Below are 15,180 nucleotides of genomic sequence, written 5' to 3'. Positions count from 1 at the left end.
CATTAGAAAAACAATTGTAAAACGTTTTCTTCATTGAATTAGTTTTTCTCAGCAATAAAACCCCAATCGCTTTAGTTTTTTTCATTCGTGCTATCCTTTGCTTTCGCTTACATTAGCCACGTAATATTTCATCGAAATGATCCATTAGAGATAAATGCCATGCAAACCTTTGAGTTAGCCATTTTCCTGCAGTTTTTCTTAGGCCTTGTAGCCGCTGTGAACCCCGTGGGGATTATGCCAATATTTGTCTCTCTCACTGGGCATATGACGCAAGAAGAGAAACACAAAACGGCGGCTACAGCGAATATTGCTGTGGCAATAATTTTGATTACCGCACTGCTTGCTGGGCAGATGTTACTGGATATGTTTAGTATCTCTTTAGATTCGTTTCGAGTAGCTGGTGGCCTATTGCTGCTGAGCATCGCGTTTTCGATGATGAGCGGTAAATTGGGTGAAGATAAACAAAACAAACAAGAGAAATCTGAATACATTAGCCGTGAACAAATTGGGGTTGTGCCACTCGCTATGCCTTTAATGGCAGGACCGGGTGCCATCAGTTCAACCATAGTGTATGGCTCTCGCTACCCAAGCATGTTCGATACCGTGGGCATTATAATCACTGTGGTGTTATTTAGTTTAAGCTCTTGGCTGCTGTTTCGCTCAGCGCCCTATATTGTCCGCTTCTTAGGTCAAACGGGTATCAACGTGATTACGCGGATCATGGGTTTGATACTCGGCGCACTCGGTATTGAGTTTATTGCCAATGGGCTCAGAAATTTATTTCCTGGCCTTGCATAACCGCGGTTAACATCGTCAATGTTACTACAGACAAAAAGCATAAAAACATAAAAAAAGGGCGCTTTATGCAAAGCGCCCTTTTTTTATGTTTACTCAGGTAGTTTTAAACCGAGATCCATCTTTATTGTTTTTCAGCCAGAATGATCCGCAAAGTACGCCGAAGCGGCTCAGCAGCTCCCCACAATAATTGGTCACCCACCGTAAACGCATTTAAGAAATCATTACCCATAGACATTTTACGCAAACGTCCTACGGGAACTGACAAGGTACCAGTGACTTTGGCAGGGCTCAATTCACGTGCGGTAATATCGCGCTCGTTTGGAATAACTTTCACCCAATCATTGTGCGTAGCGATCATCTCTTCGATTTCATCAAGCGGAACATTTTTCTTCAGCTTGATGGTTAATGCTTGTGAGTGGCAGCGCATTGCGCCAATACGAACACAGGTTCCATCAATCGGGATCGGTGACGATTGAAGCCCTAGAATTTTATTAGCTTCAACGCCCGCTTTCCACTCTTCTTTGCTTTGACCATTGTCGCGTTTGACGTCAATCCAAGGGATTAATGAACCCGCTAGTGGTGCACCAAACTGCTCGGTAGGAAAAGAAGGTGATCGCATGGTTTCAGCCACTTTTCTGTCGATGTCAAGAATTGAGCTCGATGGATTAGCCAATTCAGAGCTCACCGCATCGTTAATTACTCCCATTTGCGAGATCAACTCGCGCATATTTTGAGCGCCAGCACCCGAAGCTGCTTGGTAGGTCATTGCGCTCATCCACTCGACCAAACCTTTCTCATAAAGGCCGCCTAATGCCATGAGCATTAAACTGACTGTGCAGTTACCGCCAACAAAGGTATTGGTTCCTGAATGGATGCCGTGCTGAATTTGTGTCAAGTTGACCGGATCTAAAGTGATGATTGATTGTTTATCCATCCGTAAGGTAGATGCAGCATCAATCCAGTAACCTTTCCAGCCCACTTGGCGAAGTGCTGGATACACTTTTTCAGTGTAGCTACCACCTTGACAAGTGATAATGGCATCTAATTGTTTGAGGCTATCAATATCATAAGCATCTTGCAGTAACCCTGTATGATGATTGCCTTTCTTAGAAGGCACCGTTGGGGCAGGAATACCAATTTGAGATGTGCTAAAGAAAACCGGTTCGATCAAGTCAAAGTCATTTTCTTCAACCATACGCTGCATCAGTACAGAACCGACCATACCACGCCAACCCACTAAACCTACTCTCATCGCGCTCACTCTCCATGTATCTAAAATGAAAATTTATTGCTCCATCTATAAGTGGTTCAGCATAAAATCTCAAGACTTTCTTAGTAAAAGTGGTAACTTTTTCTTTCTGCGTAGCCAGTTTTGTAAAAAACACATTCAAGCCTAAAAATCACTCAACCGCACTATGATTCAGCATTCAATAATCAACGAAACGCTAAATAATCACATTCTTGTTACACAAAAACCCCGCACCACAAAACATTTACAACCATTAAATTTAACTATTATCAACATTTAACATCGAAGATTAACCACTTAAACGACATAAATCACATCCGAGGTGTTTGATGTCGATATATTATGCTAACTATTGTAAAGTGCGATCGAACTCAATAAGGGCACCGTTCTGTCCTTAGATCATAAATCTGACAAGAGGCTCTTTTATGACGCAAGCCCCTCAACGCCTACCTAGCTTAATTCAAGTAATTATTGCTCTAGGCTTGTTTTTGTTACTCGCGTTTTCGTTTACAGCTCAACTCGATCTCCCTATCCAACTGGCCTTATACATTGGCTGGTTCATCATTATTGTGCTCGGTGTTCGTTTAGGTCACCAATATAAAGAATTAGAAAAAGCAGCACTGAATGGTATTTCTAATGGTTTAGGTGCCGTGTTGATACTTTTAGCTGTTGGCGCATTAGTTGGTACTTGGATCTCCGGCGGGATCGTGCCGACCATTATTTACTACGGTCTTCAAGCAATCCATCCTTCTATTTTCCTTCTTGCAACGATGATCATCTGTTCTCTCACCGCTTTAGCAACTGGAACCTCATGGGGTGCAGCTGGTACCGCGGGGATTGCCATGATGGGGATTGGTCAGGGTCTTGGCGTTCCAGCACCAATCACCGCTGGCGCAGTACTTTCAGGTTGTTACTTTGGTGACAAAATGTCGCCATTATCTGATTCCGTTATTCTGGCGTCTTCGATGTCTAACGTTGAAGTGATGGAACACATTAAAGGTATGCTGCCGATAGCGCTTATCAGCTACGTGATCACGGGTATCATGTTTACCTTATTTGGTTTCCACTATGCGGGTAACGTAGACATGTCTCAAGTACAAAGCGTGATTGAGGCGATGGAACAGCAGTTTTACATTACCCCATACTCTTTTGTGCCAGTGCTGATTGTACTTGGCTTGCTTGCGATGAGAATGCCTTCGTTTCCTGTAATTAGCTTTGGTTCTTTGCTGGGCATCATTTGGGCTGTGATGATCCAAGACGTAGACTTCTTGCAAGCTTTCAATACCGCATGGGCACCTTACAATATTGAATCTGGCGTTGGCTTCATTGACTCAATCTTAAACCGAGGCGGTATGTCCTCTATGCTTGGTTCTGTTGCCGTGATTGTCTTTGGTCTCGGGTTTGGTGGATTGCTGGACAAAGTGGGTGTGCTTGAAACCATCGCAAAACTGTTTGAGCGCCGCGTGACAAGCGCAGGTTCACTGGCAACCAGTACTATTGGTACTGCATTTATGGGCAACGTTTTTGGCTCAGCCATGTATGTTTCACTCATCCTGACCCCTAAAATCTGTGCCAAGAACTATGACCGTTTAGGCTATCAGCGTAAGAACCTATCACGTAACGCTGAATTTGGTGGCACGCTCACCTCCGGTATGGTGCCATGGAGCGATAATGGCATCTACATGGCGAGCATTCTAGGCGTTGCAACGCTCTCATATGCCCCCTTTATGTGGCTAAGCTTTGTCTGTATTTTGGTAACCATTTTTACCTCTTACATGGGTTGGTTTGTTGATAAATGTGAACCTACTGCACCAGCTGACAGTGCTGAACAAGCACCGGTTCTCAACCAACAGTCAGCCTAGCAGAGTATTGCAAAAGTCATTGAACTAAAAAACCAGTAAAAAAGAGCTCAACTGAGCTCTTTTTTACTACAAGCAGAATCACCATTTAAAGCTGATACGATAGAACTGGCTTATCGTTTTCTTTGATCAAGGTAGTGTTGCGCACTGGCTATAGCGGCCGCTAATTGCGTTGTTAATAACCCCAATTGCTTCTCCGTAGGTCGTTGCTTCTGACTAAGTCGCAACTCTATTTCTGACGCTATCTGCTTGAGAGAACGGCAACCAAGATTGCCCGCGACGCCTTTCAGGCTGTGTGCTCGGCGTTGAGCAGCCTCCAAATCAGAATGCACCAATCTTTTCAATTCAGTGGCATCATGCTGATGATCTTGTATAAATACGCTCAACAGCAGAGTGACAGACTCAACATCGCCATTGAGAGTTATGAGCATGGATTCAATATCGATGGCCAAATCATCAGAAAGATCCGATGTTTCCACCTGTGGTTCTTCTGTAGACAAAACACGACTGGGATTTATCTCAGATGACGCATCCTCTTTCGCAGCACTGGGAACTTTATTAACATGAGAACGAGTTAAAACTGATGACCGAAACATCAACCAACCCAGCAATAGCATAACACCACCACTTAACCCCGTGACAAGATAAGCATAGATGTTTAAAAGACGATGGTATTGGTTTTCAACATGGATAAGCTGATTGTAAATAGAGTGATTGATTAAATTGTCGACCAAACGTGCACCTTGGGCGTATTGATTCAGTAAATCAGACGCTTGTGCTAATGTCTGCTCTAACTCTTTTTTCTGAATGGCTGGTAAAGATTGCCCATCCACATAGAGTTTATCTAATGCTCGATAGATGCCCGGATTTTGCTCAGTGTCACTGAACATCGCTTCAAATACATAAGCGCCTAACACCACATACATTTGCTTGAGTTGTTCTGAATTAGTGGGATTGTCGCGCAGCACTTGTAGGCGTTCAACCAAGGGTTGAATGTTAAGCTCAATCGACAAATACGATTTGGTCAGTGTGATATAGCGATCAGTCACATGGAGCAATTGCTGAATATCTGGTCGCCATGAAAAATCTCGGTGCTCAACTTCCAGCTGTAGCCTAAGTGAATAGAGTAGCTGCACATTCAGCGCGATATCATTTGCTCTCGTCGAACGATAAGGCTCTTTAAAATAGAGTGAACTTTTAAGTTCTTCAACACTGTAATGTAACTCTTTCACCGCATGCATGGCTTGGTAGCTTAAATGGCTTTGCCAAAACACAAGACCAACGGAGATTAACCAACCAAACAGAATCACTCCATACGATCTCACGCTGAATCGTTTTGATTTCTTTTGCCCAAACACTGTGATTACCAATTTGTACTTGTAATTAATACAAGCATAAACCTAAAGTTTGGACCGTGCTGAGTTGTACATCGGGAGAAAAGACAAAAAAGAGAGCCATATCAAGCTCTCTTAGTGGTAAACGATTAACGCTGGCGCGTTAACTGTTCTCTTAAATTCGGTGGCGTGCCTTTGATGGTTAACGTGTCGCTTTCAGGATCATAAAAAATACGCTCTCCCAATAATAAACTATCAAAGCTCACATTCAAACCGCCCCCTGCACCGACAAACTTGGTCAGTTTACGCACGGTAGAACGATCACCAGGAAAGCTCTCTTCCAGTTCATAGCCATGTGCCTGCGTATATTCGAAAAAACCCGTGCCGTCTTGGCTAGCAGGTAATTCACCAGACAACTCACGAATATGAACCTCTTCACCGGCTTTAATTTGCTCATTGCAGTAATCGTAAACCTGCTTCTTGTAACCGATCGCTTCATCTTTTTCTAGCTTAGAATCCGTGCAAAAATCCTGTACCGCTTGCATCAGTACTTGATTTTGCACTTTGGTATCTAACCCGACATCGGCTTGCAGAAAATCAAGAAAGAAATCCGACACTTTTCGACCAACGCGACCTTTGATATAGGCAAGGTAGCGGTTTGAGTTTTTGTCCGTTTCAAAACTTGAGAGGTCAAGACGCGCTGCGATATCCATTTTGTTGATATCAAGATAATCTGTCGCGCTAATGTCGAGCCCCTCTGTTACTTTCAAACTTTGGTTGAGAGGTAAAAGCCCAATAAATAGGTAATCGGTAGCCAGTGACTGATATTCAGCCATCACTAAGATCCCTTCATCAGCAAACGGATACTTTGATAATTCATCTTTCAGCCGTTGAGCACTGATTTGTGAAAAATTGTAAAAATCACGCTCACCTTGACGAAGTTCTTGCAACCAAGTTTGAAAATCACTGTCCGACTTAAACGAACCAAAACCTTTGCTCGCTTTCGAATTAAATACGCGATGCAACTCAGCCACTAAATTTTCGGCAGACGTATCATTATCTAAAGATTGAGAGCGGTATTTAACCACCAACTCATCTTGCTCGTTTTTGCTTAATTGGTGCAAAATCACGTTGGAAAGGTGAAGACTCATAGTGAAATTATCATCGTTCTGGTTTCAGTTGTAAGGCATTGTAGGTTATCATAAGCCGCTTTTACTATCATCATTAGAGTCTTTATGCCTATTACATCTAAATACAGCGACGAAAGAATTGAAAATATCCTGACAGAAGTTGCTGCCATCCTCGCTAAACATAGTGCTTCCCCTGAGCTTACTCTCATGATTGCGGGAAACATTGCAACGAATGTCTTAAACCAAAACGTTGCCGCTTCACAGCGTAAGGCGATTGCGGAAAAATTTGCTCAGGCATTGATGTCGTCTTTAGAAACTACTACTCACTAATAGAATGCATAGATAGAAAATCACATGGCAGATAGCGAAAATACATACGGTGAACGCGTATCACGGTTGGTTGGTTGGGGGCATTGGTTTGCTTTCTTCAATATCATTGCAGCAATGCTTATTGGTACTCGATATATCGTACAATCACCATGGCCTGAAACCTTGTTGGGGCAGTTTTATTTAGCTGTGTCTTGGGTCGGCCATTTTGGATTTTTGGTCTTTGCACTCTATCTGCTGGTTTTATTCCCTCTGACATTCATCATTCCGTCGCGCAAACTATTTCGCTTCGTGGCGGTCTGTTTTGCAACGTTAGGACTCACACTCTTATTAATCGATACCCAAGCTTATCAAGCAATCAACCTGCACTTAACACCGATTGTATGGGAACTGCTTTTTAGCGATGAGACAAGCGCTATCACCGCTGACTTACAGCATCTGTTTGTGGTCATGCCGCTCATTTTCCTCTTACAACTTGGGCTTTCGGAGTGGGTTTGGCGTAAGCAGCGAAAACTATCGCATAAACACGTTGGCCGGCCCATCGCGGCGGTATTTTTCATTAGTTTTATTACCAGCCACCTTATTTACGTTTGGTCTGATGCGTATTTAGAAACATCAGTGACCAGCCAAAAATCAAACTTCCCGCTCTCCTATCCAATGACGGCAAAATCGTTCATGGAAAAACACGGTCTATTTGATCGTGATGTGTACTTAAAGCGTTTGAAGGATAATGAAGAGAACCTTAACATTGTTCGTTATCCTCTTGAGCCTCTTCAATTTGGCCGCAGAGCAAATAATCTCAATATTTTGCTAGTGAGTGTCAATAATTTAAGAAGTGATGTGCTGACAGCTGAAATCATGCCCAACACTTACCAATTTGCGACAGAAAATTTGAAGTTTAATAATCATTACAGCTCGAGTAATGACATGTTTGGGATCTTTGGCTTATTTTATGGGTTGCCAAGCAGTTATGCCAACGCCATTCGTTCACAAGGTACCCCTCCGATACTGATAGATGTATTGAAAAAACAGAATTATCAGTTTGGCCTCTTTAGTGGCGATAATTTTGACGACACCTTATACGAAGAGACGATTTTCCGCACTTTAACGGTCTCTAAAGCTCCTTTTGATCAAGAATCGAGCACAGATAACCAAACTATACAACGCTGGCATAAATGGGTATCCGAGCAAACCGAACAACCCTGGTTCAGCTATTTGGAATTGACGACCGTTGACAACTTTAATGACTTTGATCCTCGGTCAAGTAAAGGTAGTGCCAGCGATCGCCTGCGTGCTGGTTACAATAACTCGGTCAATGCAGCCGACCAAGAAATAGGCCTGCTGCTCACTAAGATTGACGAATTACAATTGCAAGACAATACACTGATTGTGATCACCTCAAATCATGGCGCGGAGTTTAACGAGACAAAAACTAACAGCTGGGGAGCTAACAGCAATTACAGCCGATACCAGTTACAAGTGCCGATGATCATCCATTGGCCAGGAAAAATGGCAGGGGAATACTCACACCGTTCAAGTCACTTAGATTTTTCAGTCACGCTTTTACAGGATCTGTTAGGTGCTTCATCCAACCCTATTGAATTTAGCAGTGGTAGAAACTTGTTTGATGAAAACAAAAGGAAGTGGATTTTAGCCGGTGATGCCCGTGAATTAGCTTTGATTACCGATACCCAAACGACTCTCATTGATAAATTTGGCAACTTCAAGCTGTTTGATGAAAACTATCAACGTCAGAAAGACTCTAGCCCAGCGTTACCTGTACTGATGCAAGGCTTAACTGAATTGCAGAGATTTTACGCCAAAGATAATTAAATCAGGTCGTTAGCAAGATTATCTCTTGACGCTAAAGGGATAAATGATTAGATTACGCCAATCGGACTGTAGCGCAGCTTGGTAGCGCACCGTCATGGGGTGTCGGGGGTCGGAGGTTCAAATCCTCTCAGTCCGACCATACACCTAAAAAAAGAGAGCTTCGGCTCTCTTTTTTGCTTTAGTATCTGATTTTTTAGTCTGTTTGAACTAACGGTGGTGCAACTTTGGTTGGGTGAATGACAACGGCAATAGATTTTGATGTCGGGGTATCACTAAAGTCGCCTTTACTGCTCAATGGAATGAGTGCATTTGCCTCAGGGAAATAGGCCGCTACATTCCCTTGAGGAATTACATAGGCGACCACTTTGAAGCCCAAAATTTCACGTTTAATACCATCATCCCACAGTGTCTCAATATCGACTCGTTCACCCGCTTTTAATTGCAGCTGCTCAATATCTTTTTCATTCATGAAGATGACATTACGTTCGCCAAATACACCTCGGTAACGATCATCCAAACCGTAAACCGTGGTGTTGTACTGATCGTGCGAACGCATCGTCTGCAACACAAAAATCGGTTTCTTGGTCATCTGCTGAGTTTTAAGCGGAACGATAGATTCAGGAAGTGCATTACTGCTTATCTGCGCTTTTCCTGTGGGCGTTTTCCAATTAAATTCACGCGCTGAATTACCAAGATAAAAACCGCCAGGCCCTTTGAGCCGCTGATTAAAATTGGCAAATCCTGGGATAATCTTTTCAATCAAATCTCGAATGTTATCGTAATTATCGGCCATGGATTGCCAATCGATTGGATTTCCCTCCCCTAAGGTCGCTTTTGCCATTCCTGCGATAATAGCAGGCTCTGAGCGCATCATCTCTCCTGTAACATCAATTCGCCCAGAAGAGGCATGAACCATGGAGAATGAGTCTTCAACGGTAATTTTCTGTGGCCCCTGAGCCTGAATATCAATATCTGTCCGACCTAAACAAGGCAGGATCAACGCATCCTTGCCCGGGTTGACATGGCTCCGATTCAGTTTAGTCGCAATGTTTACGGTCAAATTACAGTTTTTCATTGCTTGTGCGACACGCTCGGTATCGGGCGCAGCAGCAACGAGGTTTCCTCCTAAACCGATAAAGACTCTACTTTCACCCCGTAGCATCGCCTCAATAGCATTAACTACGTTATGGCCATGCGCTTTTGGTGGCGTAAAGCCCAGTACTTTTTCAATATTGTCGAGTAGAAATGCAGGCGGTTTTTCATTAATTCCAACCGTGCGGTCACCTTGCACATTTGAGTGGCCACGGACAGGACATACCCCAGAACCATCCTTACCAATTTGGCCAAACAGTAATTGTAGATTGACCAACTCTTGTATGGTTGCCACCGAATGCTTATGCTGAGTCACCCCCATTGCCCAAGTTACGATCACGCGTTTAGCGCCTTGGTAAATATCTGCCACCAGCTCTAGCTCTTGTTGCGTGAGCCCAGATTGTTCAATAATACTTGACCACGGCGTAGCCTGCACCATGGCTAAATAAGACTCCATCCCTTCGGTATGCTGGGCAATGAAATCAAGATCGAATATCGATTCACCGCAGGCCTGTGCTTGCTGATGACGAGCAAGAAGAATTTTCACCAAGCCACGAACCGCCGCCATGTCTCCGCCTAATTTAGGAGTGAAATAATGGCTAGTGGTCGGTGTTGAACCATTGCTTAACATTTCAAAAGGATTTTGCGGGTTAGTAAAACGCTCCAATCCTCGCTCTTTTAAATTATTAAACGCAACGACCCGAGCGCCACGCTTATAGGCTGACGCCAGTGTTTCCAACATACGAGGGTGATTCGTTCCTGGGTTTTGTCCAAATAAAAGAATCGCATCGGATTCTTCAAAATCCTCAATAGTCACAGTTCCCTTACCAATGCCAATCGAGCGAACCAAGGCGACGCTCGTCGCTTCATGGCACATGTTTGAGCAATCAGGAAAATTATTGGTACCAAACCGGCGCGCAAACAACTGGTATAGAAATGCAGCTTCATTACTCGCGCGGCCTGATGTATAAAATTCCGCCTGATTTGGACTAGCGAGTTGATTGAGGTGTTGTGCAACCAGTGCAAACGCCTCATCCCAGCTGATTGGCTCATAGTGATCCGTTTGAGCGTTATAGCGCATTGGTTCCGCTAAACGCCCTTGAGATTCGAGAAAATAGTCACTCTGCTTATTGAGCCAAGTGACCGAATATTGCTTAAAGAAATCCGCCCCAACGCGTCGAGAAGTGGCTTCCCAGTTGACGGCCTTAGCGCCATTTTCGCAAAAACGAAAACGCCCTGGGACATGTTTTTCACCCCAAGCACAGCCCGGACAGTCAAAACCATGGTCTTGGTTGGTTTTTAAAAGATTGGAAATATTTTTGGCAACATTATGACTTTTCAATAGATGATGCGCGGTGCTTTTTAGCGCTCCCCAACCACCAGCCGAACCGGTATATTGTTTAATACTCATATTCTTCTTCTCACTCTTTCACTGACTGCAAACGTGCATGACCATGGTATATATTGAACTGATTTTTTTTGATAAAACCAATCAGTGTCATATCAAACTGACGCGCCATATCGAGCGCTAAACGTGATGGCGCACCAACAGCCACCACCACTGAAATGCCAGCAATGGCCGCTTTTTGCATTAACTCAAAACTCACTCGGCCGCTAAGAATCAATACCCCTTGCGGGTGCCAACGTTGCTCACTCAAAATTCGACCAATCAACTTATCCACTGCGTTATGGCGACCCACATCTTCGGCAACGGCAATCAACTCGCCATTCACGAAGTAACCCGCACCATGCACCGCCCCCGTTTTTGCAAACAGTGGTTGATGAACAAGAAGCAGATTAGGAAGCGCAATAACAACATCAGAAGAGAGCCATTTCGGGCTATCATCAACACGAATTTCTCGCCTCAAACTCAAGGCTCGGATGGATGTCATACCGCAAATGCCACAGCTCGACTGGCTCATATAACGACGGGCCTGATGCTGAATCACATCAGTGCATGGATGATTGAGCGTGACCAACCAGTGATTCTGGCCATGGCGTGATTCGTCGTCAACCAATTCCATATTGAGTATATGGTCATATGAATCGATCACTTGCTGCGTGTAAAGTAAGCCACCGATGAGATGAGCATCGTCACCGGGCGTTCGCATTGTCATGCTCCACTCTTCGATATGCAGCTTGTTAGTAACCGTATCATTCCATTGCAAACTGATTTGTAAAGGCTCTTCAATAGCAAGAATATCGTATTCATTTTGAAACCCTATTTTGGAATCAAAACGTTGGCGATAAATGCGTTCAGTCCCCTCAGGTTGAGCATCATGAGGGTCATTGGTTGTCGTTTCTTCTAGCATGGTTCTTTTTATTGACTGATTTCAATCATCAGCATAGGTGAGTGCAAGATAAACTCCTGCAAACACTCTGTACTTAATGATTGGAAATGGAAGCAGTGCCTTAAACACAGGAAGCTGCAAATTACTCCTCACCTTGCGCAGGGTCAAGAAAGCCATCTTTTGGCTATGGTTCAGGTTTAGTATCATTTCCCTGCCAGTTTTAGCTTGTTACCCGTCATTCCCAGAGGTTTAAGTATTATATGAACGTAAAAGCATAAAAAAGAAATAACATTCCATTTATGAAACTCTGGTAGCCTGATACTACAAGAGAGCATCAGGCTCTTGGTAAACCGTTGCTAATACATAATCGATTACCCCGCTTCAATACGACTTTCTGTATAAACATCGTAAGAATTCACCGTTAAGCCAGCAACCAAATCAAAAATGCGCCATAACGAAGTACGCATTAATGTACATTTTTTCTCCAACAAGGTACTAAGAATCAAGCCATTAGTGGAAAATCATCGTCAATTGTATGCAAAACCAGCAAACAATCAGCTCAAGACTTTACAAAGTAAAATTGCCTCGCTATTATGCGCACCACACGGAGAGATGGCTGAGTGGTTTAAAGCACCGGTCTTGAAAACCGGCGATGGTTAATAGCTATCCTAGGGTTCAAATCCCTATCTCTCCGCCACTTTTAAGAAAAGCCGCTGTTTTTACAGCGGCTTTTTCGTATCTGATTAACATCATTTTCTCATACTGATATTTTATTCCACGCACCAGTTGCCATTCATTAGATAAGTACCCTCTCCATTCATCACATACCAAAGGTGTATTTTTTAGAAACTGGCATCAAATATGCTTCCCATTATTCAACGGTTATGTCGTAATTAATGGCATGGTTAGAGAGGAGAAGTGTATGAGCCATCTCTATAAGATTGAATCCTACAGTGAAGAAGCGGTCAGCTCGATTGCCCAGTTTATCCGTTCTAAAGGTGGAAGATGCTGTATTGCTGGTTTTGCCGTGATAACAAGCCACCCTTTTCAAGAGCGCGAGGCGTGGCGTTTACTGCCACTTGTCGGCAAAGTGACTGACAATGTAACCGATTGGGATACCAGCCTTTTTTATCGAAAATGTGATAATTAGCTCGTCAGGTCGGTGAATATCTTACCTAATTCGCAGGCCTCAGCTTGCTTAGCGACCGATTCTTTGATGTCATTTTATTGAGCCGAATTACGTTGATAACGCGTGGTTTTGCTGGATTTACGTGTCTTTCGTTTGAATGCAGGGCGCTCCACTTTGGGCAATGAGCGAAGCGACTCTGGCACTGCGCCCGATTTCGCCTGTTCCATAATCTGAATAATGCGCTCTTGCAGCACTTGCATAAAGGGTTGATACGCTTGCCCACGTTCAGCCATCGCTTGCAATTGATGCTCCCAATGGGCGGTCATATCAGGATAAGTTGATTCATTTGGCAGCGCATGAATTAAACCCCTTCCCGCTGGCGAGCTTAGAATCAGCTTACCTTGACGTGTTAAGAGTTGCCGCTTGAATAAAGTGTCAAGGATCCCCGCTCGCGTCGCTTCCGTACCCAAACCATCGGTTTCACGTAAGATTTTTTTCAGCTCTTTATCTTCAACATAGCGAGCAATTCCCGTCATCGCTTGTAGCAAAGTCGCTTCAGTAAAATGACGAGGAGGCTCGGTTTTTCGATCGTGAATCTCCCCTTCTCGACACGTCAGCACCGTCCCTTTACTCAGTGGTGGAACGGCATCGACTCCGTTCTCTTCTTCATCGACTTTGCCTAACAAACTCTTCCAACCGGTGTCAACCAGTTGTCGCCCTGACGCAACAAAAAAGCCACCCGCAATATCAAACACCAGCTTGGCTTCCGCGTACACGGCAGCGGGATAAAATTGCATCAAGTATTGGCGCGCAATCAATTGGTATATTTTCATCTCATTTCCCGACAAGGCATTGACGGATGCCTGCTTTGGTGTGGGAATAATGGCATGGTGTGCGTCCACTTTCTTATCGTTCCATGCTTTGGATTTAAGAGCTAAGTTTGCGCCACTGACCGCCGTTAACAACTCTTTGGCGTTGCACGCGATAGCTTGAGTTACTGACGAAGCTTGAGCGTAATGTTCTTGTGGTAAGTAACGACAATCTGAACGCGGATAGGTGATTAATTTATGCTTCTCATACAGAGATTGGCAAGTGTCTAACACTTGCTGGGCGCTCATTGCAAAGCGCTTCGCTGCATCAATTTGCAGTGCAGATAAGGAATAAGGTAACGGCGCGGCTTGCTTAGTTTGCTTTTGTTCGGCTTCAATCACTGTGGCGGGTTGCCCTGCGATGCGCTGTGCGACATTTTCCACCAACTTGCGGTTTAAGACTCGCCCTTCTTCATCTTGCCACGGCTGGCAAGCATCGCTGGGTTTCCAGCGCGCACGGATATCAAACGCCACTTGATCAGTTTGATAAGGGATTAACGCATGTAATGTAAAATAGTCTCGCGGGATGAAGTTTTCTATCTCCTCATCCCGACGTACCACAAGCCCTAGAATAGGAGTTTGTACCCGTCCAACCGACAAGACACCTTGATAGCCCGCTTTCTGCCCCAGCAAAGTATAAGCCCGTGACATATTCATGCCATACAACCAATCGGCTCTTGAACGCGCGAGCGCTGAAACCGATAAAGGGATGAATTCGCGATTACTGCGCATCTGTTTCAGTGCACGCTGCACGGCTGGAAGGTTTAAATCGCTGATCAGTAGCCGCAATGCTTGCTCTTTTTTACTTTGGCTTACTCTGCAATAATCAATCACTTCATCAACCAATAGTTGCCCTTCGCGATCCGGGTCTCCTGCATGGATAATTTGCGATGCTTCTTTCAAAAGCTGACGAATCACAGTCAACTGTTTGCTCGATGTTTTGCGCGGTCTAAGCTGCCACTGTGAAGGAATGATAGGTAAGTCGAGTAAATTCCACTTTTTATAGCGTTCATCATAAACATCCGGCTCAACTTGCTCGAGTAAATGCCCAATACACCAAGTAACGATGTCACCATTCGCACAACGAATGAAACCTTGATCTTTCTTGTGTGGTTTCGGCAGAGCATCGGCTATAGCGCGCCCTAAGCTGGGCTTTTCAGCAATGAATAAACGGGTCATAAACTCAAATCAACGCAAAAAAATAAGGCCACATTAACCAATGTGACCTTAATAAATCAAGAAAAACTGTTATTTTATACAGTATTACTC

The 15,180-nt window shown here is 44.1% G+C and carries 11 protein-coding genes and 2 tRNA genes; 7 read left to right on the top strand and 6 right to left on the bottom strand.

Translation table 11 applies throughout. From position 1 onward, the window contains the following. Window positions 1–159: 159 nt before the first annotated feature. Window positions 160–798 carry a YchE family NAAT transporter gene (locus tag B9J87_RS10400; protein ID WP_010318853.1) on the top strand — a complete coding sequence of 213 codons (639 nt, stop codon included), beginning with the start codon at window positions 160–162 and terminating at the stop codon, window positions 796–798. A 121-nt stretch (window positions 799–919) separates the two neighbouring features. Here B9J87_RS10400 and asd read toward each other — a convergent pair whose 3' ends face one another. Further along, window positions 920–2,050 carry an aspartate-semialdehyde dehydrogenase gene (gene asd / locus B9J87_RS10395; RefSeq protein WP_094150574.1) on the bottom strand — a complete coding sequence of 377 codons (1,131 nt, stop codon included), beginning with the start codon at window positions 2,048–2,050 and terminating at the stop codon, window positions 920–922. A gap of 422 nt (window positions 2,051–2,472) precedes the next feature. On the opposite strand from asd, the gene nhaC reads away from it, so the two are divergent. Further along, window positions 2,473–3,909 (top strand): Na+/H+ antiporter NhaC, encoded by a 1,437-nt coding sequence (nhaC, locus tag B9J87_RS10390; RefSeq protein ID WP_017048541.1) that lies wholly within the window; start codon window positions 2,473–2,475, stop codon window positions 3,907–3,909. 110 nt (window positions 3,910–4,019) lie between these two features. Here the strand turns inward: nhaC and B9J87_RS10385 are convergent, their stop codons facing one another. Next, window positions 4,020–5,216 (bottom strand): Hpt domain-containing protein, encoded by a 1,197-nt coding sequence (locus tag B9J87_RS10385; protein ID WP_017048540.1) that lies wholly within the window; start codon window positions 5,214–5,216, stop codon window positions 4,020–4,022. A 173-nt stretch (window positions 5,217–5,389) separates the two neighbouring features. Further along, on the bottom strand, window positions 5,390–6,391 hold the full coding sequence (yejK, locus tag B9J87_RS10380) for a nucleoid-associated protein YejK (protein ID WP_094150572.1): 1,002 nt from the start codon (window positions 6,389–6,391) through the stop codon (window positions 5,390–5,392). A gap of 84 nt (window positions 6,392–6,475) precedes the next feature. On the opposite strand from yejK, the gene B9J87_RS10375 reads away from it, so the two are divergent. The 3 genes from B9J87_RS10375 to B9J87_RS10365 all read left to right on the top strand — a co-directional run bounded on the left by B9J87_RS10375 (window position 6,476) and on the right by B9J87_RS10365 (window position 8,669). Continuing rightward, a complete protein-coding gene (locus tag B9J87_RS10375; RefSeq protein WP_013856392.1) occupies window positions 6,476–6,700 on the top strand; it encodes a YejL family protein in 225 nt (74 codons plus the stop codon). A 24-nt stretch (window positions 6,701–6,724) separates the two neighbouring features. Then, window positions 6,725–8,530 carry a DUF3413 domain-containing protein gene (locus B9J87_RS10370; protein WP_017049110.1) on the top strand — a complete coding sequence of 602 codons (1,806 nt, stop codon included), beginning with the start codon at window positions 6,725–6,727 and terminating at the stop codon, window positions 8,528–8,530. A gap of 62 nt (window positions 8,531–8,592) precedes the next feature. After that, window positions 8,593–8,669 (top strand) — tRNA-Pro (locus B9J87_RS10365). Window positions 8,670–8,723: 54 nt separating this feature from the next. Here the strand turns inward: B9J87_RS10365 and B9J87_RS10360 are convergent. Continuing rightward, window positions 8,724–11,033 (bottom strand): FdhF/YdeP family oxidoreductase, encoded by a 2,310-nt coding sequence (locus tag B9J87_RS10360; protein ID WP_094150570.1) that lies wholly within the window; start codon window positions 11,031–11,033, stop codon window positions 8,724–8,726. A 10-nt stretch (window positions 11,034–11,043) separates the two neighbouring features. Then, a complete protein-coding gene (locus B9J87_RS10355; protein ID WP_094133610.1) occupies window positions 11,044–11,934 on the bottom strand; it encodes a formate dehydrogenase accessory sulfurtransferase FdhD in 891 nt (296 codons plus the stop codon). A gap of 585 nt (window positions 11,935–12,519) precedes the next feature. Between B9J87_RS10355 and B9J87_RS10350 the strand changes: the two genes are divergently transcribed. Together B9J87_RS10350 and B9J87_RS10345 are read left to right on the top strand one after the other, a co-directional pair. Continuing rightward, window positions 12,520–12,610: transfer RNA gene (locus B9J87_RS10350), tRNA-Ser, on the top strand. 225 nt (window positions 12,611–12,835) lie between these two features. Next, window positions 12,836–13,063: a hypothetical protein gene (locus tag B9J87_RS10345; RefSeq protein ID WP_026028272.1), complete on the top strand. Its 228-nt coding sequence runs from the start codon at window positions 12,836–12,838 to the stop codon at window positions 13,061–13,063. 74 nt (window positions 13,064–13,137) lie between these two features. On the opposite strand, the gene B9J87_RS10340 is transcribed toward B9J87_RS10345, so the two are convergent. Then, entirely contained in the window at window positions 13,138–15,090 is a 1,953-nt protein-coding gene (locus tag B9J87_RS10340) for a DNA topoisomerase III (protein WP_094150568.1), read from the bottom strand. Between the last annotated feature and the right edge of the window lie 90 nt (window positions 15,091–15,180).

The organism is Vibrio sp. V19_P1S1T109 (assembly GCF_002241375.1).
Lineage (GTDB): Bacteria > Pseudomonadota > Gammaproteobacteria > Enterobacterales > Vibrionaceae > Vibrio > Vibrio anguillarum.
The sequence above is the reverse complement of the archived record's forward strand: the minus strand, read 5'-3'. Positions and strand labels throughout refer to the sequence as shown.

Excerpts from the sequence above, each read along its gene's own strand:
- B9J87_RS10400 (WP_010318853.1), top strand. The coding sequence starts at position 160 with ATGCAAACCTTTGAGTTAGCCATTTTCCTGCAGTTTTTCTTAGGCCTT.
- asd (WP_094150574.1), bottom strand. The coding sequence starts at position 2,050 with ATGAGAGTAGGTTTAGTGGGTTGGCGTGGTATGGTCGGTTCTGTACTG.
- nhaC (WP_017048541.1), top strand. The coding sequence starts at position 2,473 with ATGACGCAAGCCCCTCAACGCCTACCTAGCTTAATTCAAGTAATTATT.
- yejK (WP_094150572.1), bottom strand. The coding sequence starts at position 6,391 with ATGAGTCTTCACCTTTCCAACGTGATTTTGCACCAATTAAGCAAAAAC.
- B9J87_RS10375 (WP_013856392.1), top strand. The coding sequence starts at position 6,476 with ATGCCTATTACATCTAAATACAGCGACGAAAGAATTGAAAATATCCTG.
- B9J87_RS10370 (WP_017049110.1), top strand. The coding sequence starts at position 6,725 with ATGGCAGATAGCGAAAATACATACGGTGAACGCGTATCACGGTTGGTT.
- B9J87_RS10360 (WP_094150570.1), bottom strand. The coding sequence starts at position 11,033 with ATGAGTATTAAACAATATACCGGTTCGGCTGGTGGTTGGGGAGCGCTA.
- B9J87_RS10355 (WP_094133610.1), bottom strand. The coding sequence starts at position 11,934 with ATGCTAGAAGAAACGACAACCAATGACCCTCATGATGCTCAACCTGAG.
- B9J87_RS10345 (WP_026028272.1), top strand. The coding sequence starts at position 12,836 with ATGAGCCATCTCTATAAGATTGAATCCTACAGTGAAGAAGCGGTCAGC.
- B9J87_RS10340 (WP_094150568.1), bottom strand. The coding sequence starts at position 15,090 with ATGACCCGTTTATTCATTGCTGAAAAGCCCAGCTTAGGGCGCGCTATA.